Here is a 20,474-nt window from a genome sequence, read left to right as displayed (position 1 = left end):
CATCACAGGCTGTGCCTGTCCCTGGCACGGCGTGACTTGATGGCATTTGCACTGGCGATCATGGCCATGCTGGCCTGTGCCGGTCACGGCGGCAGGGACGACGCCGCCCCGGCGACGCCATCGCGCAGCCTCGGTCATGTGCCCGTGCGAGACATTCAGTTGTTTTTCATGGACCGATGTTTCCTGCTGCTGGACGCTGCGTTGGGGGCCACGCACGCAGCCATCCACGCGCAAGCCGGTTATGCCTGGCCGTGGCGCGCCAGCGCACCGCAGGTCCAGCCCGGGCCGCTCCATTCACTGATGCAGGCAGGCCGGGCGCTTCCCGAATCCCTGTTGCTGCGCAAATCCGCGAACAACGCCGGATGGCTTGCAGGCCGCTGGGAGTCCGCGCGGCAGCTGGTCAGGGCCCATGTCTGGCTGCTGCTGGGGTCCGTGTCGCTGGGACTTGCCTTCATGGCTGTTCTTGCATGGTGCGTGCGCCGGCTGCGCCGCGGCGTGCCGGCTTCGGCCTGGAGCCGGGCAGGCACCTGCGCCGCCGGTGATGCGCTCTGCCGAAAGCTGCTGGACACGGCCCCCGTGGGCCTGGCACTGGTGCGGTGCAGCGATCGCAGCCTGCTGCTGTCCAACGGGCTGGCGCGGCAGTGGGTGTGCAGTGATTCTTCGTGGTTCGAGCATGCCGTTGCCGCGGGCGCGCAGCAGGGCCGGCGCGAGCTGGTGCTGGGAGACGGTCGGCTGGTGGAGGTCAGCACCACGCACACCAGCCACGCAGGCGAGCCGGTGGTTTTTTGCCTGGTCAGCGATGTGACGGCGCTCAGGCAGGTGCAGGCAGCGCTGGTTGATGCCAAGCTGCGCGCCGAATCGGCCAGCCAGGCCAAGACGCAGTTTCTGGCCACCATGAGCCATGAAATACGGACGCCGCTCTTTGGCATCCTGGGAACGCTGGAGCTGCTGGCGCTGTCCAGGGTTCCTTCCGAACAGACACGCTACCTGGGGGCCATGCAGCAGGCATCGGCCTCCTTGCTGCGCATCGTCAACGACAGCCTGGACCTGTCGGCCATCGAGGCGGGCCGGCTGCAACTGGAGGCCCATGCGTTCTCGGCCACCGAACTGCTCGACAGCGTGGCCGCAGGCCTGCTGTCGCGTGCCGAGCAAAAGGGGCTGCAGCTGTATGCCGTCTCCGATGTGAAAACGCCGCCCCTGCTGGTGGGCGATGCCTTGCGGCTGCGGCAGATCCTGGACAACCTGGTGGGCAATGCCATCAAGTTCACGTTCTCCGGCCATGTGGCCATCCGCCTGCAGGTCATGGGAGAGAGCGAGGAAGGCACCGACCTGCGGTTCCAGGTGCAGGACACCGGCATCGGCATCGACCCGGAGCAGCAGCCCTTCCTGTTCGACCCGTACTTCCGTGCCCATGCGGCCACGCAGCAGCAGGTCCAGGGAGCAGGCCTGGGGCTGTCCATCTGCCTGCGCCTCAGCCAGGAGATGGGCGGGCGGCTGACGGCCGCCAGCCAGCCGGGACTGGGGACCTGCGTGTCATTCGAGCTGCGCCTGCCGCGCGAGAGCGCGGCAGGCTATGAGGCAGTGCCCAACCTGTTGCCGCACACCGTCTACGTGGATGGCGCCATTCCGGAAGTCGTGCACAACCTGTGCGCCTGGCTGCGGCATTGGGGCGCCATGGCCCAGCCGTACCGGGAGCAGGTGCAGGGCCCCAATGAACAGGCGGTGCTGGTGCAAGCCTGGCCACGGTCGGTGCGCCGTCCGCAATGGACGGGCAAATGCGTTGTGGCGCTGGCGCCGGGCGAGGTCCCCCGCGAAACCCTGCAGGCCCGTGTGTGGGAAACCAGCATGCCTGGCGTGCTGGCCGTGGGCCAGGCGCTGGGCATGGCCCAGCAGGGCATTGCGCCGGGCGCGCGCCCTGACCTGTACGCCACCGTTCCCCAGGTCCACGAGCCGATGGGGCTGAGTGTGCTCATCGTCGAGGACAACCCCATCAACAGAATCATCCTGCGAGAGCAACTGCAGGTGCTGGGCTGCGAGGTCCAGCAGGCCAGCAATGGACAGGACGCGCTGTCCCTGCCCGGCCTGCTCGAATTCGATGCCGTTCTCACCGACCTGCACATGCCGTTGCTGGACGGCCCGGCCCTGGCGCGTGCGCTCAGAAAGCGCGGGTATGTCCGCCCGATCGTCGGGCTGACGGCCAATGCACAGCCGCAGGGGCAGACGCAAACGCAGGCGCAAGGGCAGGCGCAAGGGCAGGGCGACGGACTGCCGGCCGGCTTCGACAGCCTGCTGTGCAAGCCATTCACGTTGGCGGTGCTGCGCACCACCCTGAACCACATCAAGCAATGCAGGAACTGATCCCATGCTGTCGACATTCAAAGTACTCATTCTTGACGACCACGCCCTGTGCTGCGAGCACACGCGCAGCCTGCTCATGGAGGCGGGAATCGTGGACACGCACATTGCCTGCAACGCACGCGATGCCCTGCAAATGCTGCGCGATGGCGGATTCCACCTCGTCATCACCGACCTGAAAATGCCCGACATGGACGGCCTGCAGTTCATCAATGAACTGAGCCAGCGCGGCCTGCATCCCATGCTCGTCATATCCAGCTCCTGCTCGCGCCGGTTGATGAACAGTGTCAGTCTCATGGCCAAGGAGTCCGGCTTTTCCGTCATCGGGATGTTTCAAAAGCCGTTCGGTGCGGACCATGTCCAGGTCCTGGCGAGCCAACTCAGGTCCTTGCGTGCATACGAGAGGAAAAGCGCTCCAGGCATCAAGGAACGGCCGATTTTCGCAAAGGCGCACCTGATCCAGGCGCTGGAGGAGAAAACCATACAGGCCTGGTTCCAGCCCAAGAAATCCCTGCTCACGGGCCACACCGTCGGTGTGGAAGCGCTGGCACGCTGGAACGATCGGCAGTTCGGCTTCATGATGCCGGGCTCGTTCATGTCCGCCATCCGGTTCCATGGCCTGGACCATGCCTTGCTGGTGCGGATGATGGAAGACGCCATGTCGGCGCACCTGGCCTGGCGCAGTTCGGGATATGTGATTCCCGTATCCGTCAACCTGCCGATACCGTTGCTGGACGATATCGGGCTGCCGGATGAGTTGCACGGCATGGCGGCCCGGTGCGGCATCGCTGCGGAGAACATCACGTTCGAGCTGCTGGAGGACCAGGCCGTCGGCATACCCGCCAACTACTACATGTGCGCGAGCCGCCTGCGGCTCAAAGGCTTTGGCCTGGCCCAGGATGACTACGGGCGGGGTTACAGCTCGATGTACAGCCTCATCTCCACGCCCTTCACCGAATTGAAGATCGACCGGGCCTTCGTGGCCGGTGCGGCAGGTGACGAGGTGCGGACTGCGGCCTTGACGTCGTCGGTGCAACTGGGGCGGCAGCTGGGCCTGACGGTGACGGCGGAAGGCGTGGAGACCACCCGGGACCTGGAGTTGCTGCGCAGCATCGGATGCGATTGCGTGCAGGGCTATCTGCTGTCCGCCGCGGTGCCTGCGGTTGAATTTGCCCTTATGCTGGCATCCGAGCCCCGGCACCAAGGCAACCCCACCTGACCCAAGCACGCAAGGCGTCCATGCCCGACTCCCCGTTCAGCAAGATCACACGCACCACACGCTGGCAGAACCGGGTACTGTTTGGAGTGCTTCCCCTTGCGATCTTCCTCATCGCTGTGCTGCTGTGGGGCTCTGAGAGGATCTTCGAGCAGGAGCAGGGCCGCCTGGCCTTGAACTTCTCCGCCATCGTCGGCTCGCTGCAGGAGCAGGAAATCTTCCTTCGGCGGCTCAAGGGCCGCAACGAGTCCTGGAAAGCGCTGCCGGACCAGAGGATAGCCACCATCGTCGACGTGCCCGCTCCTGCGCAGGCGGACTACCGCATGTTCCGTGGCCGCGAGGCCATCGGCGGCATTCCCTTTTCATTGCAATGCTCTGCGCGCGTGGCCTGCGACACGCTCCCGGACCGGCTTTTCTCGCTGGGCAGCTCCCTGGCCGCAGGCTATTCCTCCTTCTGGGCAGGCTCCTACTTCCCTGCAGCCGCTGCCTTCTTCACCAAGGAGGATGGGGCGATCAGCATCGGCGTGCCGGCCATCGACGTGCCCATCGGCAACGAGAGCGTCACGCAGGAAATGTTCGACAGCACGATTGCCGCCGTCAAGGCGCATCTGCGGGCCAGGGCCGCCGATGCCCGGCCGGGCGCCGGCTCCACGGCGCCGGCGCAGGAGATCGTCTGGTTCCGGTCGCCCCAGTTCCCGGAAAAGATGATCGGCATGGTCGCCGCCGGCTTTTCAAGCCATATCGATGCCGGCGACGAAGCCGCCGCAAGCCCGATCTACGCCGCCATCCTTTTCAGCCGCCAGCGCATCAGCGCCATAGAAAGAACCATCCATACGCTGCCCAGGCATCTTTTCTGGCTGGAGCACCGGGATTTCGGCGTGCTCATGGGCACCGGCCCCGTCCCGCAGGTGGACGACACGGGGATGCAGTACACGCGCAATGGCCTGATCCTCAAGACCGAGGATGCCTCCGGCCGGTGGACCGGCTACTACCAGGTGGACTACGCCACCTTTTTCCAGGGCCGGCTGTTCGCGCCTTCTGCCGGCCTGGTGCTGGCCCTACTGCTGAGCCTGCTGGCCGGTATTGCCTATACCCGCTGGTTCAACCGCAAGGTGATTGCGCCCGCGCAGGAGGCGCAGCGGGTCATCGTCGAGAGCAATGAATTCAACAGGACGCTGATCGAAACCGCTCCCGTGGCCATCTGTCTTGTGGCCTACGGCAGCGGGAAAATCATCTTCAGCAACTCGCTGGTGCAGGAGTGGCTGCACTCGGCCGATGGCTACCTGCGCCCCGGCTCGCCGGAGAACAAGGCGGCACTGGACGGGATTGTCCAGGCCCGGGCCGCAGGCACCATGGAGCGCCTGGTCACCGCGCAGGGCCGAACGCTTTACGTGGCCTACGCGCCCACCCGCTACCTGGGCCAGGATGTGACGCTGTGCGTGTTTGCCGACGTCAGTGCGCGCGCAGAAATCGAGAGCAATCTGGAGCGGGCAAGAATCGCGGCGGACGAGGCCAACGAGGCAAAGTCCACCTTTCTGGCGACCATGAGCCACGAGATCCGCACGCCGCTGTATGGCGCGCTGGGCACGCTGGAGCTGCTGGGCCTGACCGAGCTCACGCAGCTGCAGCGCAAGTATGTGGACCGTATCGAGGCCTCCTCGTCCATCTTGCTGCAGATCATCAGCGACATCCTGGACACCAGCAAGATCGAGGCGGACCAGTTGCAACTGGAAAAGGCCCCGTTCAACCCCCGGGAGCTGGTGCAAAACTGCACCAGCTCCTATGCCGCCATGGCGCAGCAAAACGGCCTGCTGCTGTTTTCCTGCGTGGACGCGCAGGTGCCCGAGTCGGTGCTGGGCGACGCGGTGCGCATCCGCCAGATCCTGGGCAATCTCATCAGCAATGCCATCAAGTTCACGGAGGCCGGCCATGTGATCGTCCGCCTGCGCAGCGTGCCGGGCACGGCCTCCCAGGTCCGGCTGGTGTTCGAGGTCTGCGACACGGGCGTGGGCATAGAAAAATCCCTGCATGGCGAGCTTTTCACGCCCTTTTATCTGGTCAAGAACAGCAGCCGCACCGCCCGTGGAGCGGGCCTGGGCCTGTCCATCTGCTGGAGCCTGGCCCGGATGATGTCCAGCTCCATCGAGGTCTGGAGCGAGCCCGGCCTGGGCAGCCGGTTCTGGTTCGAGCTGGGGCTGGAGACCGTCGCGCAGGAGGAGGAGGAGGCGCCCGAGCTCAAGGGTGCCCGCATCGCGGTGCGCACCCCCCACCCGGAACTGACGGACAACATCTGTGCCTGGCTGCAGCGCTGGGGCGGCCAGGCCCGCGCGGCGGGCGCCGCTCCGGTGGCCGCAGACAAGGATGAACTGCTGCTGGACGTCCTGTTGCCGGCGGACAGCCCCGCGCCCGGATGGATGGGGCCGCACCTGAACCTTTCCTCGCCGGACAACCGGGGCATCGACGGGCACAACGTTCTGAGCATCGGTTTGGGCATTGCACAAGTGCTCGGCGGCGCACAGCGCTCGGCCGGCTCCGGCTCCGATCTGCCCCTGTTCGACCTGCGCGTGCTGGTCGCCGAGGACAATCCCGTCAACCAGGTGACGCTGCGCGGCCAGCTCGAGAGCCTGGGCTGCGAAGTCACGGTCGCCGACGATGGGGAGGAGGCGCTGGCGCTGTGGGACATCAGCCCGCACGATCTGGTGCTGACGGACGTGAACATGCCCTACCTCAACGGCTACGAACTGGCGGAGCGGCTGCGTGCGGAGGGCGTTGCCTGCCCCATCGTCGGCGTGACCGCCAATGCCATGCTGGACGAGGAAAACCGCTGCCTGGATGCCGGCATGAATGCCTGGCTGGTCAAGCCCATCCCGTTGCGCACGCTGGTCCGCACCCTGGAGAAGTTCGCGCCGAAAAAGCGGCTCCGTCCGGCGCCTGCCCAGGCCGGCACCCCGGCGGGGGATACCCCGCAGCCTGCGGCCCTGTCGGAGCCCAACGTGCTGCAGACGCACCGGCAGGTCTTCGTGCAGTGCATGAACGACGACATCGCAATGCTGGCCCGTGGCCTGGATGAGCGCCGGCCCGACCTGGCCGCGCAGGCGCTGCATCGCATGCGCGGCGCCTTGCTGCTGGCCAGGATGCAGGAGCTTGCCGCGCGCACCCAGTCGCTGGAGGACCAGCTCCCGAACGGTACCCGGGAGCCCGGCCTGCAGGCCGCGCTGTCAGTCCTGCTGGACGACCTCTTGGCCGACCTTCGCGCCATGATGGCGCAATTGCCCCAGCCCTAACCCTTTGCTTGCGATCCCATGAAACTGAAACTGCGCATTGCTGTCGTGGACGACCACGCCGTGGTCCTGCTTGGCGTCAAGGACTTCCTGGAGCAGGACCCCAATCTCCAGGTCGTGGCCACGTTCAGCACGCCATCGTCCTTGATGCAATACGCCAGATCGAACCCCCTGGACGTGGTTCTGACCGACTACTCCATGCCGGGCGACGATGTCTATGGCGATGGCCTGCGCTACGTGGACTATCTGATACGCCACTTCCCGGACATCAAGGTGCTGGTGCTGACGACCGTCTCCAACCCCATGATCATCTCGGCCCTGTATGACGCCGGCGTCGCCGGTGTGCTGCTCAAGGAAGATCCGCTCAGCCAGATCATGGCGGCGCTGCAATGCGTGCGCCTCAACACGCGCTACTACTCGCCCTCGTTCCAGGCAGGCACGCCCAGGCAGGAGAGGACGGTTTTCCTGAGCGAACGCGCCAACAACCTCTCGCCGCGCGAATTCGAAGTCCTCAGGCATTTCGCCAAGGGGGAATCCATCACGGAAATCGCCGCACGCCTGAGGCGCAGCGTCAAGACCGTCAGCCTCCAGAAGAACTCCGCCATGCGCAAGCTGAACGTGGACAGCAACCAGGACCTGGCCGCCTTCTGCGCCGAGCACCATCTCTTCGACTGACCGGCCTGCGGGCTGCACCAGCCGGTCAACCTTCCAGCACCTGGCCTTGCGCCTGGCTGCCGCCCTCGGCGTCCCCCTCGCCCAGGCGATAGTGCGGTTCGGACGGCATCAGGCGAAACCCCAGAAGTGCCCCGCGCCGGCTTGTCTTCATCGCCAGGGGCGCCTGGCAATGCACGCAGCCATAGTTCACGAAATTGGCATCCTGCTCCAGCGAGTAAAAGCGGAACCTCAGTCCGGGGTGCGGCTTGGACAGGGATGTATTGCTCAGCAATTCGTAGCATGGGTCGCACAGTTTCTGGGTTGTTTTCGGCTGCATTTCTGGAAATAAAACGGATCGATATACCGCTGTCCAGTCTTGCCAGAACCTGCGCAATCCAGGTTAAGACGATTCTTATCGTCGGCTGTCATATCCGTTGCAATGAATGCCGCCGCCGGCGGCAATCCGACAGTCTCCGCTGCTGTTGCAACACTTGGTTACTTCCTTGACCCATCTCAAATCCCCCAGGCGGCGGCGCCGATACGCTTCGGCCCATGAATCGCCACGGCTTGACTTGGGTCAGCCTGGCCTGGCACGCAGGCATTCCATGCCGATACCGCGTGCGCACACAACAGCGGCGCCCTACGCCGCACAGGAGATGCATCAATGCACATCGGCCAACGTTTCTGGCGCCGCCAAGGGCTGGGCACCAAACTGTCCATCACCAATTTCGTCTGGGTCGCCTCCATCCTGGGCCTGCTGGTCCTGGGCATTGCCTGGGATGTCAGCAAGTCCCTGCAGTCCAGGATGAACAGCGACATGCAGCAGGGCATACGGACGCTGTACAACTTCATCGAGTCCAACGACAAGGAGCTGCGCCAGCGCACCCAGTTCCTGGCCGACAGCCTGGCGCACAGCCTGCAGGGCACGCTCAGCCTGGACACCGGCGGCAGCGAGCCGGTGCTGAGCCTGGACGGCCAGCCGTTCAACGGCAACGATGCGCAGCTGCAGGCTTTCACGCGCAGCACCGGCGCCGTGGCCACCGTGTTCGCGGCCCAGGGGCAGGGCGACTTCGTGCGCATTGCCACCACCCTGAAGAACGACAAGGATGACAAGGGCGGGGCCGTGCTGGGCAGCCGCCTGGACCGCGCCCATCCCGCCTACGCCGCCATCCAGGCCGGCCAAAGCTACATGGGCCTGGCCCATCTGTTCGGCCGCCAGTACATGACGCACTACCGCCCGCTCAAGGACGCGGCGGGCGCCACCGTGGGCATTGCCTTCGTGGGCCAGGACTTCTCGCAACTGCTGGAGCACTTCAAGGACTCCATCCGCGCGCTCAAGGTCGGCCAGACCGGCTACTACTTCGTGCTCAACGCCGAAGACGGCCCCCAGCGCGGCCAGCTGGTGGTGCATCCCGCCATGGAGGGCAAGAACATCAGCGAGTCCAGGGACGGCGACGGCCGCTTCTTCATCCGCGACATGCTGGACCGCAAGCAGGGCAGCATCGCCTATCCCTGGACCAACCCGGGCGAGGAGCAGCCCCGCGACAAGCTGGTCGTCTTCAGCCACTACGCGCCCTGGAACTGGGTCATCGCCACCAGCGCATACGTGGACGAATTCGTCTCCGAGACCCGCAGCCTGATCCTGCAGTTCGCCCTCATGGGCCTGGGCGCCGTGCTGCTGCTGTCGGCCGCGTGGTTCTGGCTCATCCGCCGCATGATCGTGCGCCCGCTCAAGCAGGCCAGCCACATGGCCTACGCCATTGCCGATGGCGACCTCACCTTGCGCGTGCACAGCGACCGCCATGACGAAATCGGCCACCTGCTGGAGGCCATGAACACCACCAGCACGGGCCTGACCCGCGTGGTCGGCAGCGTGAACGAACAGGCCCATAGCGTGGCTCTGGCCAGCGCGGAAATCGCCCAGGGCAACCAGGACCTGGCCGCCCGCACCGAAAGCGAAGCCAGCGCGCTGGAGCAGACCGCCGCCGCCATGGAAGAGCTGGGCTCCACCGTGGCCCACAACGCGGACCACGCGCAATCGGCCGACCGCATCACGCGCGAGGCCCAGCGCGTCGTCACCGAAGGCGGGCAGGCCGTGCGCAAGGTCGTGCAGACCATGCAGGGCATAGACGCCAGCAGCAAGAAGATTGCCGACATCATCGGCGTCATTGACGGCATTGCCTTCCAGACCAACATCCTCGCCCTCAACGCCGCCGTGGAAGCGGCCCGCGCGGGCGAGCATGGCCGGGGCTTTGCCGTGGTGGCCGAGGAAGTGCGCGCCCTGGCAGGCCGCAGCGCCGAGGCCGCCAAGGAAATCAAGCAGCTCATCAGCCACAGCGTCGCCGAAATCCACACCGGCAACCAGGAGGCCGCGTTTGCCGGGGAAACCATGGAACAGGCCATGGAGGAAATCCGCAAGGTCACCCAGCTCATCTCGGACATCAGCCACGCCAGCGCCGAGCAAAACAGCGGCGTCGCCCAGGTGGCCGAGGCCATCACCCACATCGACCAGACCACGCAGAAAAACGCCGCCCTGGTCGAGGAAATGGCCGGCGCCGCCGCAGGCCTGCGCCACCAGTCCGATCAACTGGTGCGCGTGGTCTCGGTCTTCAGGCTGCCGGGCGGCAGCGGTGCGCCGCTGCAGACTGCGGCCCGCGCAGCGAGCGCCGCGCCAACCACCAGCGACGCAATCCACCGTGCCCCGGCCCTGGCGCCCAGCGCTGCCGCGGCCAAGCCCGCAGCCCCGGCGGCCCCAGTAAAAACGGCCGCCGCCAAGCCCGTCGCCATGGCCTCCACGGCCGATGACGACTGGGACAATTTCTGAGAGCCACCGGGTGAGGCCAGGGGAGCCTGGAGCCCCTGGTGCCCTGGTTCCAGCGGCCCGCCCTCTCAGGCCCGCGGCGCTCTGGCATGCTCTGCAGCCACTCCATGAACCGGTTGAATCCCATTGACGCCCCTTGAATACATCGATTGCGCTCTGGCGCTGGTGGCCCAACGTGCCCTGGCCCTGCCAGGGCACGATGTCTTCCAACACCTGACGCAACAGCTGCAATACGTGCGTGCGGTGCTGCTGGACCGGGGCCTGGATCGCTCCAGGCTGCACCAGATCACCATCGGCAGCGTTGCGGTCAAGGAGTTCGACGAGACCGATCCAGAGCTGGCCCGTGCCCTGAAGGATGCGCACCACGTGGCCGTGCAGACCGGACGCGGGCTGAAGATCGATTTGCCCTGAGCGCCCCCAGCACAGGAAATGGCGGGGGCCGTTTGGCGCTACGCCAGCGGAGTCTCGAAGACCACCCGGCCCAGGCGGCTCTTGGCGATGTAGCTGTTGCCGCTGATCTCGGCGGTCTTGAAATAGTCGCGCCGGTCAATGAAGCCGGGCACATCGCTCATCCACAGCCTTTGCGGGGTGCTCTGTCCTGCTCTGGTGACTTCGCAATACCAGGCTTCACCCACTTCGGAATCAAGGCGCCGGAACACTTCCACCCGGGACTTTCTGTCCTTGCTGCGCTTGCCCAGCTTCTTGATGGGCAGCGTCAGCTGGAATTGGCGTTGCACCACCGCATCCGCTGCTGCGTTGATGGCCTGCACGGCTTGCAGGTTCGGTACCTTGCGATTGGCGATGTCCATCAGGCACTGGCGCAGGAGCTCCAGCAACTGCTGGTTCTGGGCAGCGCGGTCCTGCGCCAGAAAATGCGGAAAGTCGAAATCCTCAACAAAAACCGCAGTCACTCCAAGAACGTTGTCGAATGCCTCCGCTTCGCCCTGGGGGCCAAGAACCACGGCAATCTTGCTGCTGCCATTGATCTCAACCGCAGGCAGCAGGGCCATGAACATCTCGGTGACGGGGTGGGTCAGGCGGCGAGGGTACACGCCTTCAGGCAGTGCGGCCAGGTCACTTTCGTGCAGGGTGAGCAGGTTCAACTTCATGGGAGTCTCGCTATATGCGCCATTGTCCCTGCCCGGGTCACTGCTCGGTTCACTGCCCGGCCAGCCGCTGGCCACTCCTGGGGCAAAGGAGTGGCATTTGACGCGCGCTTCAGTCGTGCCGCGCCATCAGGTCACGGCGGCGGCGCTCGTAGTAATGCCGCTGGCACTCGGCCGCCTCCTGCCAGGCCTGCCTGTCGATGGTCTCCTGCACATGGTCCGGCAACGGCCGGGGCGCAGCCGCAGTCGCCAGCATGGCCTCCATGCCCTCCAGCGGCGCAAAGCCCAGGCAGGGCAGCTCGAACGGCAGCACGGGCTCCTGCGCATTGGCAAGAATGGCCCCCAGCGCCCAACGTGCCATGCGGTCAAAGAACCCGTCAGGGTGCCCATGGTTCCAGTAGCGCGCCATCTCCGGCCCCGCAAACCGCATGGCGTCATAGGCATGCCTGGGGTTGTGGCGGGCCAGCTCCACCACCTCGCTGAACCAGATCTCTCCAATCCCGTAGTGCTCATGCCCGCTGTTCACGCGCTGCGGCACAAACCACTGAATGCGCTCCCCCTTCTCATTGCGCCGTGTGAAAGACAGGTCATCGCAGGTGCGGATGCGGCGCAAGACCTTGGGCGCAGGCCCCGGGATCAGGCTCTGGGGCGGATGCTTGGTCTTGTACTTGGGTTTGCGGTCTTTGGCCGATGCATCCATGCTGGCCAGGACCTTGTGCTTCACCCAGCGCCTGAAGCGCTTGGCCTCAGGTGAGGGGCTGGCCTGTATCAGTGCATGCAGACCCTCCACGCTGATGGCCGTCACGGCTTCGCGCCTGGGCTTGCGGCCGGGTTCGCTGGCAAGGCGGACGGTGCAACGCTGGTCGTCGGTGAGCTTGCCCGTGGCCAGCTTGTGTCGGGAGATGCCCAGGGCGGTGCACGCATCCTTGGCAAAAAGCCAGGTCACGCCATTCCTGGGGAATGTGCGAATCGGGGTGTTACCGAAGTGGAAGGTTTGGGGGGTGATGTCGTCTGCAGGGATTCCACGGACGGACGGGGTCTGCGTAGCCATGACTGGCCTCCTATGATTCGTTGGACTACCAACTTCGCCTCCTGTTGAGAGAGGCGGCCGGGTGCTTCAACACGGTCATAGGGCCGCCCGCAGATTTCCCCCGAAGGGTCTTGTATAGCTGCGCGCCACCCGGCCATAAGCAAGCCTTGCCCCGGAGCTCGGGGCAAGACGAAACGTATGGACGAAAAAAAGCCACTGGACTTACGGGAGTGACTTCCGCCTATGAGGTGTGTTGAGCACCGGGGGGGATCGTAGCAGGTGTGGGGGTGCAGGAGCTACCCAAAGCTGTTACGTAGGGGGTGCTGGATGGAGGGTGCAGGGACTTGTTGAATGAGGGGCTTTGCAGTGAATTGCGAGGGAAACCTCACTGTTTTGGTTTCTTGGCAGTTCAGTCGTTCAAGGCCTGTGCGTCAGCAGTAGGCCACCGCAGGCGATTGAACGACGGCTTCAGGCTGGGAGCCGACGTTCAGCGGAGACAACCAGACGACGGCTCTCGACCCAGAGCCGCCATCCAGCTAGAAGCTCCAAAGCCGTCATTCAACCAGGCTCGCACACCGTACTATTTCACAAATACGCGCACCCACTGCACGTAGGCCTGCTCGGTGCACAGGCTATAGTGTTTGTAACGAATTCGCTCACGGACTTGGTCCAACAGTCGTGTGGAGCGAAAACTGGTGTGCCGAGTTTCATGGAATTTTTATGCTTGTGTTTTTGTACAATGTATCGATCGCCAACCCAGGCTGCAAGCCACTTTCAGGAGGAGGCCGTGCCCAGAATATCCCGCCTTGCCCAACTTATTTCGCAGGTTCTGCGGGATAAATTGAATTAGCCATATGACCCGAGCTGCGCGCATAGTTTTGCAGGATGCAAAATTTGCTATTTCCAAGCACTCAAATACACTCCAATCCGAGTGGTTCCGGATCAGCTGGTTTGGAATAATTGGATTACTACGATCAGTTGGTCATGTATTAGATAAAGTTGACTCCCAAATTAGCCCTTCAATGGCATATGCAATCCGAGTGAAGTGGGCAGAGCTACAAAAGAGCAAGCCAGAGCCATCGATATTTTGGGAATTTATCGAATCCGAGAGAAATAGAATTCTAAAGAGCTATGAATACGGAATCGACAGAAATCTAACTGTCGCCGGCCCTTATGACGATAATCGAGGAGCAACAGTTGTGAGAATCGATTGTGCGAATTCACGTGGTGGTCAGATCAATCCTGGAGCCCCACTTCGCTCATGGATATCTACCGGGCACTACTCTGGAAAATATGAGAAAGACATAGCTTGGGAAGCACATGATTGGTGGCAATCCTACCTAGATGAAATAGATATGATTGCAACTAATCATTCATCGCAGCCGACCGCCTTCGGCATCGGCTGAACTCAGGGCATTAGACCTCACATGAACAAAATTGATCACTTTGAACTTCTAAACAGCGAGATTGCTCGCTTTGACGCTATTTCTGGATCGGCCGGACCGATAGGATTGCTTGGCCAAGAGGCCCTGCGGTTTCGGTCTATTGCGGGCACACTCAAAGCCAACGGGATGCTTGATAACAGCAGCGTTGACCAGCGTTATATCACGCACATTTTGGCAAGATCTTTGATAGAGAGTTTTTTCTGGATCACCTACATATTTGACAACCCTACACAGAGGCAGGCCCGCTACAATGAGTTTGTTGACTCATTCAAGAGCGAGTACCTAAAGCTTCACAACGAGCAACTGCCGATCAACTCGTCACTTGCACAGCCTGATCCTGCATGGCGGCAACTTCCGCGGGCTCCTGATGTGAGAACCATGCTTGGTCGCCTTCAGAATATGCATGGCAACAAGCTGGACTACTTGTACCCGATCTACCGGATAACAAGTTTTGATACGCATGGAAAGAACCTGAACAACGTTGTCACCTCAGCACTTGGGGGTTCATCGCCGAATTTTCCTGTTCTAGACCTTGAGTTCGGATTCGACTTGATCGCTAATCAGTACCTTCACACGCTACAAGAGTTGAGCAGTGCGGGTGAGGTCTAATTCAGGCGTTGAATGTCTGCTTCTTGATCCCACCATCGGCCGCTTCTGGCCGATAGTACGCGTTCGACGGCCAAGTCTGGATGACCGCAACCGCTGCAAAGCCGACACCTGACGGCTAAGGTCCAACGCCTGCAGCGGGTAGTGGATTCACCCGGCCAACCCAACACATTCGTCAAACCTCAACCGGCTTAAGTCGCTTTACAGCGCGCGCACCGGAATGCAGATGTCGCAGCAGAACTCGCCTGTGTCGGCATCCATTGCGGTGGCCGCAGAAAACATCTCAAAGCAAGGCCGGTCGTCGCATTGCATTCCGCTGGACGGCATCCATTCGCGCGTCAGCCACATCCAGGCATTGGCCAGACCTTCGGGTTTTCCTTTGAACCTTGCCACGGCGTAACGGCCGCCCGGCAGGGATTGAATGTCCACCTGGCCGCTGGCGACGAAATGCGCGGGGACTTCCACGCAGGCGTCATAGCGGCATTTGTTGGCGGGCGTGAGAGAGGGGTCGTCATAACCTATGCCGTAGCACGTTTGATCGCTGAGGCCATTGGAGTGCATCCACGGCGCAATGGTGCCTCGCCAGAATTGGCCTATGGCTGGCCCATAGGGGCCGATCAAGCGTTGATAGGCGACATGTGCTTTGGGTAGATCAATGATGCGTACGTCCATGGCGATTTCTTCCTTCAGGTGACAAGAGCCCTGAGGTTCGCCGAACGCGCGCAGGTCTTCCTGATGGAGATTGCCGAAGACCTGATCAGGATTGCTCTGCTGGCTGACTGGCGGCTGCCCGATGGCGGCCGCCTGGGTTTTCAGCCGCTCAAGCGTGGTGGAGCGCCAGGCCGATGGCGTGCAGCCAAACTTGAGTTTGAAGGCGCGCGCAAATGCTTCGCCCGATTGGAAGCCGGTGGCCAAGGCGGTTTCAAGCACGGTTTCCTTGCTGCCGCAGGACAGCCGGAACGCCGCCTTCTCGAGCCGTCGGCGCTGCGCATAGCTGCCCAGCGTTTCTCCCATCCATGCGGCAAAAATTCGGTGAAAGTGGAAGCGCGAGAAATTGGCGATGTCGGCCAGATGCGCACCATCCAAAGGCTGATCCAGGTGGGCATCGATGTAGTTGAGCACGCGATTGATCCGTCGCGCGTACTCGGCGCGGGATGCCTGCTCGGAAGGCTTGTTCGTCATGGTCGTTGTTCTTCAAATCACCGTGCATGCGGCGATGGGGCTTGCCTGTCAGCAGGGGGGCGGATGGAGACGACCAGCCGGCGCAGTTTTCGTCAGGCCGGCGCCTTGCCTTTCACCCACAACCCAAACTCCTTCATCACCCCCACTACCGGCTTGAGCCGCTCCCCATCCTGGGTCAATTCGTACTCCACCTTGATCGGCGCCGTGGGGTAGACGGTGCGCTTGACCAGGCCCGCTTCCTCCAGCGCGCGAAGGTCCAGGGTGAGGGAGCGTTGGGAAATGCCGGGCATGTCGCGGCGCAGGTCGTTGAAGCGCCGGGGGCCGTCGATGAGGTAGGAGGCGATGAGCAGCCTCCAACGGCCGCCCAGCAGGCGCATGGCTTCTTCCACGGAGCAGCCGGAGATGTTGGATTTCATAGCACATTCATCATAGGCAGGCGGTAGGTATATTTTTTTAACCTATGGGCAGTTTTATTGCCTTCTTCCAGATTGTTCCCTGGTGCATGACATTGGCCAGGGGCTGCGCCTGAATGCGCAGGCCCCTTGTTCCATCACCAGAGAAATTCCATGAAGCTGTATTACTTGCCGGGCGCCTGTTCGCTGGCGCCGCACATTGTCCTGAACGAGCTGGAGCTTGATTACAAGCTGGTCAGGGTGGACCACAAGACCCACCAGACGGAAGACGGCAGGGACTTCCGTGCGCTCAGCCCGTTCGGCTATGTCCCCTTGCTGGAGTTGGACGACGGCAGCCTGCTGCGGGAAGGGCCTGCCGTCCTGCAGTACCTAGCGGACCTGCGGCCTGCATCGCTTCTGGCGCCAGCCCATGGCAGCCTGGAGCGCTATCGGCTGCTGGAGTGGCTGGCCTTCCTGAATTCGGAGATCCACAAGGGCTTCATCCCGCTGCTGTATGCAGTGGCGGCGGGAAAGTACGGCGTGGAGACGGCCAAGCCCAAGCTGGAGCAGCGGTATGCCTGGGTGAACGCGCAACTGGCCGGCAAGCGCTACCTGATGGGCGATGGCTTCACCGTGGCCGATGCCTATCTGTTCGCGCTTACGCAGTGGGGGCAGGCGCCGTGGCTGGAGTCGGTCTACAAGACGAGCATTCGCTTCGATGGCCTGGAGCATCTTGCCGGCTGGTATGCGCGGATGCGGGAGCGGCCTGCCGTGCGCCGGTCGCTGCAGGCGGAAGGGCTGCGGTAGGGCCGGGGGCCGCCACGCATGCGGCCACCACGCACTTTGCTGCGTCATGGCAAGTAGCCCGCGCCTTGCGGCCTTGAGGGTGCCCAATGCAAATCGTCTGACGTGAAGTGACGTGATGTGGACGTGACGGATCACGCCAAGGTTTCAAGGCTCACGGCCACGATGACGGGGGCAGGATCGGTGTTCACGAGGCGCAAGGCCTGGTTTGGCTGTCCGTCTCCGCGTGCGCGCTGAACTGTCACACCCATGGCCTGCACGGTGTCCGCCTCATCCAGCGTCTGGCGCAGCGAGGCGGGGATCGGCGCTGCGGCAGTGAAGTCGAAGCGGGGTTTCAACGCGACGTAGAAAGTTGACACACGGCACGCCATCAGTCCGCCAGGCCCGAAGAATACGCCTGCATCCGGCACCAGGCCGCGACCCAGCGCCACCATCGAGGCGTCGTACCAGCTGCCGGGGTAGATCGGCACTTGGTCCCAGCATTCAGAGGTGATCGTCACCGTCTCCAGCGAAGCGGCGGGTAGCGCAAGGACGCGGCCGGAAGCGTCCAGGGCCTGCAGGGAAGCCGGAGCCTGCGGCCCTGCGCCGGATGTGTCGTTGAGATTCAAGCGCAAGGTGCCGGGGTTTGCGATCGTGCCGACAGCCACTGCTGCGCTCCACTCCGACGAACTCTTGGGCAGTGTCCAGATCGGTTTCCACTGGAGGTAGCCGGTCTCGTACACCTTGGTCCATCCCACCGGAGTGGGCGAGTAGGCAGGGTCGCCTGGAGGTGCCGCCATCTTCTGCATGGCGCCTGCAAGCATCGACTGATAAGGAAATTTGCAGGCTTCGAGTACCTGCAGAAAGGTCTTGTATCCCTGCGAAAAGCTGCGCCCCGACGCTTGGTACAGCGCGCCATTGGCAGCGGACTGGGGCACCGTATCTGCAAAGAGGAACTGCGCGTCGGCCATGGTGCCAGTCACTGGATCCGGCCAGTTCCACGCGGTCACTGGCATCAGCATCTGCCCCCGCACCAGCGGCGCCGAAATGGATGCCGAGCGCTTGAACACCATGCCGGTTTTCGGCCCGCTCGATACGCTTGGGGCCCTTGGGGGCGGAGGCACCAGATCAGCCAGGCCGCCGAGGAACTGATGGATCACGTTCATGAACGCTGTCTCCGGTTGACGGGGGTGGGCGGGTGGGCGGGACCCGCTGCGGCGTCCCGCCCACCCGCTGGTCTTCAGGTCAGTGGATGCCCGGGAAGTCGACGATCACGCCGATGATTTGCGGGTTCACCGAGGTGCTGCTTCCCTTGAAGGTGTTGGCCTGTGCGGTGCTCTTGGTGTACTCGGACTGGTGACCGCCCGTGCCACCGAAGGTGAAGGGCCCGATGCGCACACCCGCGCTGCCCTCGAAGGCCTGCTTGTTCTGCTGATAGGTGTTGGCGCTCATCGTGATCTCGAACGAAGGCTTGTAGACGACCAGCAGCTCGGACACCCGTGCCGCGACGATGCCGTTCGGGCCGAACAGGGAGCTCGATCCCGGGCCGCCGTTTGCCACCCACGGGGCGACGATGGTGTAGCCCTGGCCGTTCGGCCCCTGCTGGGCCTTGGCCAGTTCGCTCATGAAGCCGCCCGGGTACCAGTCGCCCGGATTCACCTTCACGCGCGTGGAGGACTCGCAGCTGATCTTCACTGCCGAGCTCGAGTCCTGGTTGAACAGGTCGGACTTGCTCCAGCCGCCCGATGCGTTGACGCTCCAGAAGAAGTTGCCAACGCTGGTCGAGCCCTTGGCAAACGAGGACTTGAAGTCGCTGCTCGATTGCGAAGATTTCATCGCGATCGAGAACGCGCCTGCGCTGCCATTGCTGAGCGCTGCGCGCCAGTCCGCGCCCGTCGTGTCGATGTGGAAGTCCGGCTGCCAGCGCAGGATGCCCGCGCCATCTGGCACCTTGGTCCAGCCTGCCGGTGCGTTGTTTGAGGCAGGGTCGCCCGACGGAATCTGCATCATGTCGATGGCGCGCTGCAGATCGCTGGGCATGCTGGCCCGCTCCAGCTCCATCTTCATCTTGACCGCCTGGTTGTAGGCGTTGGTGGCCGCCTGGATGGTCGTAATGTAGGCAGCAGCCTCCGGCGCGTTGTTGATCCACGTGCTGATGTCAGGGTAGCGGGCCGCGAATATCAAGCCGCCGTTCTGCTTTGAACTCAGGTAGAACTGGTTCATGTCGCTGTTGGCCTTGGCCATCGCATTGCTTTTCTGGACGCACAGGTTGGCCAGCTCCGTCTGATTGGCCTGCTGCTCGGGGCTGACCTTGAATGTCACGTGACCGAAGATCTGACGGACGGCGTCGAAGAGCGTTGCATCGAGGCTGCCGTACTGACCGATCGGAGACCACTGCGGCATGCCGCTCACGACCTGATAGGCCGCCGGGTCCCATTGCCCGGTCGGAGCCGTGCCCCAGCTGAAGTCCTTGGGGGTGCCAAGCAACTGGAAATTCGGGGTGCCGAGATTATCGACAAGGGCGTTGTACAACTGGCTGAACATGGCTTGATCTGACATGGCTTGCAATTCCTGAAATTGAATGGATAGGGAGCGACATGAGGTTTGAAGTCATGAACGCTTTTCTTTGCCAATGAGAATGATTGCCCGGTATTGGGCCTAAGGCATGGAGTGCTTGGGAGAAATCGCAGGGGGTGACCGCGAAGAATGGTTCATGGCGGGATACTCCTTTGAGTCGCGTGCAAGGATCCGACACGTGGGTGCCGGGAAGATGCCTCGACGGATGCGGACCGTAGAGACGAAGAAACTAAAAGGCGTAAAGACTAAAAGGCGAAGAGATATGAGCTTCAGCAGTCGTTCAAGGCTCGCGCGGATATTCCATCTCAGCCGCGCAAACCTGAAATGCAATGGTGTCTGCTGAAGCCGTCATAAGGAGATTGCTCACCCTCCGGTTGATCCAAAGTCGCGAAAGTCAATGTCCGCGATTCGTTGGACTCATCATGCCCAATTGCACCAGGAGGGTGGAATACTTCCAATGTCGTATTCCGTGGGTACGGACAGGCGATACACGCTGGCCTGGATATCAGGTGTCGCCGCCATTGCGAGTTGCCGTTGGCGCGAATGTCTGCAACTGGGCGGTGCTTGTCAGGCCCAGTTTGCGCAGAATGTTTTCGCGATGTTTGCGCACGGTCAAGTCGCTGAGGTAAAGCGAACGTGCGATCTCCTTGCTGGTCTGGCCCGCCAGCACGTGCACCATCACCTCCTGCTCGCGGGGAGACAGAGGGAGCGGTGAGCGGGCAGCGCTCAACCAGCCTTGCCGCCTGGCATGCGTGACGAGTTCTACGGCATTGCGCAGGCCCAGCCGCGTGCACATATTGCTGCGGTGCTTGCGTACCGTGTGTTCGCTGATGCCCAGCGTGTGCGCAATGTCCTTGCAGCCGAGGCCTTTGGCCATCGCTTCGAGTACATCGATTTCGCGCGCAGTGAGCGCAGACGCGATGACTTCATCTGCTATTGGATGCGCAGCATCGAGATGGCATTCGCTATTTGCTAAAACTATTTCCGATCTATCCATGGTATGTCTCCCATTTGTTATGCGCCGAT

General features: G+C 62.9%; 17 protein-coding genes and 1 pseudogene. 9 read left to right on the top strand and 9 right to left on the bottom strand.

Annotation, left to right across the window (positions count from 1 at the left end):
- Positions 1-168: 168 nt before the first annotated feature.
- Genes AAN986_RS16960 through AAN986_RS16945 form a run of 4 tightly spaced genes read left to right on the top strand, consistent with a single transcriptional unit; the run spans position 169 to position 7,527 of the window.
- Positions 169-2,358: an ATP-binding protein gene (locus tag AAN986_RS16960; protein WP_349335412.1), complete on the top strand. Its 2,190-nt coding sequence runs from the start codon at positions 169-171 to the stop codon at positions 2,356-2,358.
- A 4-nt stretch (positions 2,359-2,362) separates the two neighbouring features.
- Entirely contained in the window at positions 2,363-3,574 is a 1,212-nt protein-coding gene (locus AAN986_RS16955) for an EAL domain-containing protein (protein WP_349335411.1), read from the top strand.
- Positions 3,575-3,594: 20 nt separating this feature from the next.
- On the top strand, positions 3,595-6,855 hold the full coding sequence (locus AAN986_RS16950; RefSeq protein WP_349335410.1) for a response regulator: 3,261 nt from the start codon (positions 3,595-3,597) through the stop codon (positions 6,853-6,855).
- A gap of 18 nt (positions 6,856-6,873) precedes the next feature.
- Positions 6,874-7,527: a response regulator transcription factor gene (locus AAN986_RS16945; protein WP_047217274.1), complete on the top strand. Its 654-nt coding sequence runs from the start codon at positions 6,874-6,876 to the stop codon at positions 7,525-7,527.
- Positions 7,528-7,552: 25 nt separating this feature from the next.
- On the opposite strand, the gene AAN986_RS16940 is transcribed toward AAN986_RS16945, so the two are convergent.
- On the bottom strand, positions 7,553-7,843 hold the full coding sequence (locus AAN986_RS16940) for a hypothetical protein (protein ID WP_047217275.1): 291 nt from the start codon (positions 7,841-7,843) through the stop codon (positions 7,553-7,555).
- A 327-nt stretch (positions 7,844-8,170) separates the two neighbouring features.
- Here AAN986_RS16940 and AAN986_RS16935 point away from each other — a divergent pair, with 327 nt between their 5' ends.
- Together AAN986_RS16935 and AAN986_RS16930 are read left to right on the top strand one after the other, a co-directional pair.
- Complete coding sequence (locus tag AAN986_RS16935; RefSeq protein WP_349335409.1) at positions 8,171-10,330, top strand: Cache 3/Cache 2 fusion domain-containing protein; 2,160 nt, start codon at positions 8,171-8,173, stop codon at positions 10,328-10,330.
- A 123-nt stretch (positions 10,331-10,453) separates the two neighbouring features.
- Complete coding sequence (locus tag AAN986_RS16930) at positions 10,454-10,738, top strand: immunity protein Tsi6 family protein (RefSeq protein WP_047217277.1); 285 nt, start codon at positions 10,454-10,456, stop codon at positions 10,736-10,738.
- Between the two features lie 38 nt (positions 10,739-10,776).
- Here the strand turns inward: AAN986_RS16930 and AAN986_RS16925 are convergent, their stop codons facing one another.
- The 3 genes and pseudogenes from AAN986_RS16925 to AAN986_RS16915 all read right to left on the bottom strand — a co-directional run.
- A complete protein-coding gene (locus tag AAN986_RS16925; protein ID WP_349335408.1) occupies positions 10,777-11,511 on the bottom strand; it encodes a hypothetical protein in 735 nt (244 codons plus the stop codon).
- 34 nt (positions 11,512-11,545) lie between these two features.
- Positions 11,546-12,484 carry a Bro-N domain-containing protein gene (locus AAN986_RS16920; protein WP_047217279.1) on the bottom strand — a complete coding sequence of 313 codons (939 nt, stop codon included), beginning with the start codon at positions 12,482-12,484 and terminating at the stop codon, positions 11,546-11,548.
- Positions 12,485-13,046: 562 nt separating this feature from the next.
- Positions 13,047-13,139: pseudogene (locus tag AAN986_RS16915) on the bottom strand (integrase); the annotation flags it as partial.
- Positions 13,140-13,317: 178 nt separating this feature from the next.
- Here AAN986_RS16915 and AAN986_RS16910 point away from each other — a divergent pair.
- Together AAN986_RS16910 and AAN986_RS16905 are read left to right on the top strand one after the other, a co-directional pair.
- Positions 13,318-13,869 (top strand): hypothetical protein, encoded by a 552-nt coding sequence (locus tag AAN986_RS16910; RefSeq protein ID WP_156179759.1) that lies wholly within the window; start codon positions 13,318-13,320, stop codon positions 13,867-13,869.
- A 21-nt stretch (positions 13,870-13,890) separates the two neighbouring features.
- Positions 13,891-14,517, top strand: a complete 627-nt coding sequence (locus tag AAN986_RS16905; protein ID WP_047217280.1) for a hypothetical protein — start codon at positions 13,891-13,893, stop codon at positions 14,515-14,517.
- Positions 14,518-14,715: 198 nt separating this feature from the next.
- On the opposite strand, the gene AAN986_RS16900 is transcribed toward AAN986_RS16905, so the two are convergent.
- Together AAN986_RS16900 and AAN986_RS16895 are read right to left on the bottom strand one after the other, a co-directional pair.
- Positions 14,716-15,696 carry a GyrI-like domain-containing protein gene (locus AAN986_RS16900; RefSeq protein ID WP_349335407.1) on the bottom strand — a complete coding sequence of 327 codons (981 nt, stop codon included), beginning with the start codon at positions 15,694-15,696 and terminating at the stop codon, positions 14,716-14,718.
- Positions 15,697-15,788: 92 nt separating this feature from the next.
- A complete protein-coding gene (locus tag AAN986_RS16895; RefSeq protein WP_013802924.1) occupies positions 15,789-16,112 on the bottom strand; it encodes a helix-turn-helix domain-containing protein in 324 nt (107 codons plus the stop codon).
- Positions 16,113-16,262: 150 nt separating this feature from the next.
- On the opposite strand from AAN986_RS16895, the gene gstA reads away from it, so the two are divergent.
- Positions 16,263-16,895, top strand: a complete 633-nt coding sequence (gene gstA, locus AAN986_RS16890) for a glutathione transferase GstA (protein WP_047217282.1) — start codon at positions 16,263-16,265, stop codon at positions 16,893-16,895.
- 131 nt (positions 16,896-17,026) lie between these two features.
- On the opposite strand, the gene AAN986_RS16885 is transcribed toward gstA, so the two are convergent.
- From AAN986_RS16885 to AAN986_RS16875, 3 genes are all read right to left on the bottom strand, one after another.
- On the bottom strand, positions 17,027-18,037 hold the full coding sequence (locus AAN986_RS16885; RefSeq protein ID WP_047217283.1) for a hypothetical protein: 1,011 nt from the start codon (positions 18,035-18,037) through the stop codon (positions 17,027-17,029).
- Between the two features lie 79 nt (positions 18,038-18,116).
- Complete coding sequence (locus tag AAN986_RS16880; RefSeq protein WP_047217284.1) at positions 18,117-19,430, bottom strand: hypothetical protein; 1,314 nt, start codon at positions 19,428-19,430, stop codon at positions 18,117-18,119.
- 523 nt (positions 19,431-19,953) lie between these two features.
- Positions 19,954-20,445 carry a LuxR C-terminal-related transcriptional regulator gene (locus AAN986_RS16875; protein ID WP_047217285.1) on the bottom strand — a complete coding sequence of 164 codons (492 nt, stop codon included), beginning with the start codon at positions 20,443-20,445 and terminating at the stop codon, positions 19,954-19,956.
- Positions 20,446-20,474 lie beyond the last annotated feature (29 nt).

Origin of the sequence: Delftia sp. DS1230 (assembly GCF_040112715.1) — a bacterium.
Taxonomy (GTDB): Bacteria; Pseudomonadota; Gammaproteobacteria; order Burkholderiales; family Burkholderiaceae_C; genus Comamonas; species Comamonas tsuruhatensis.
The sequence above is the reverse complement of the archived record's forward strand: the minus strand, read 5'-3'. Positions and strand labels throughout refer to the sequence as shown.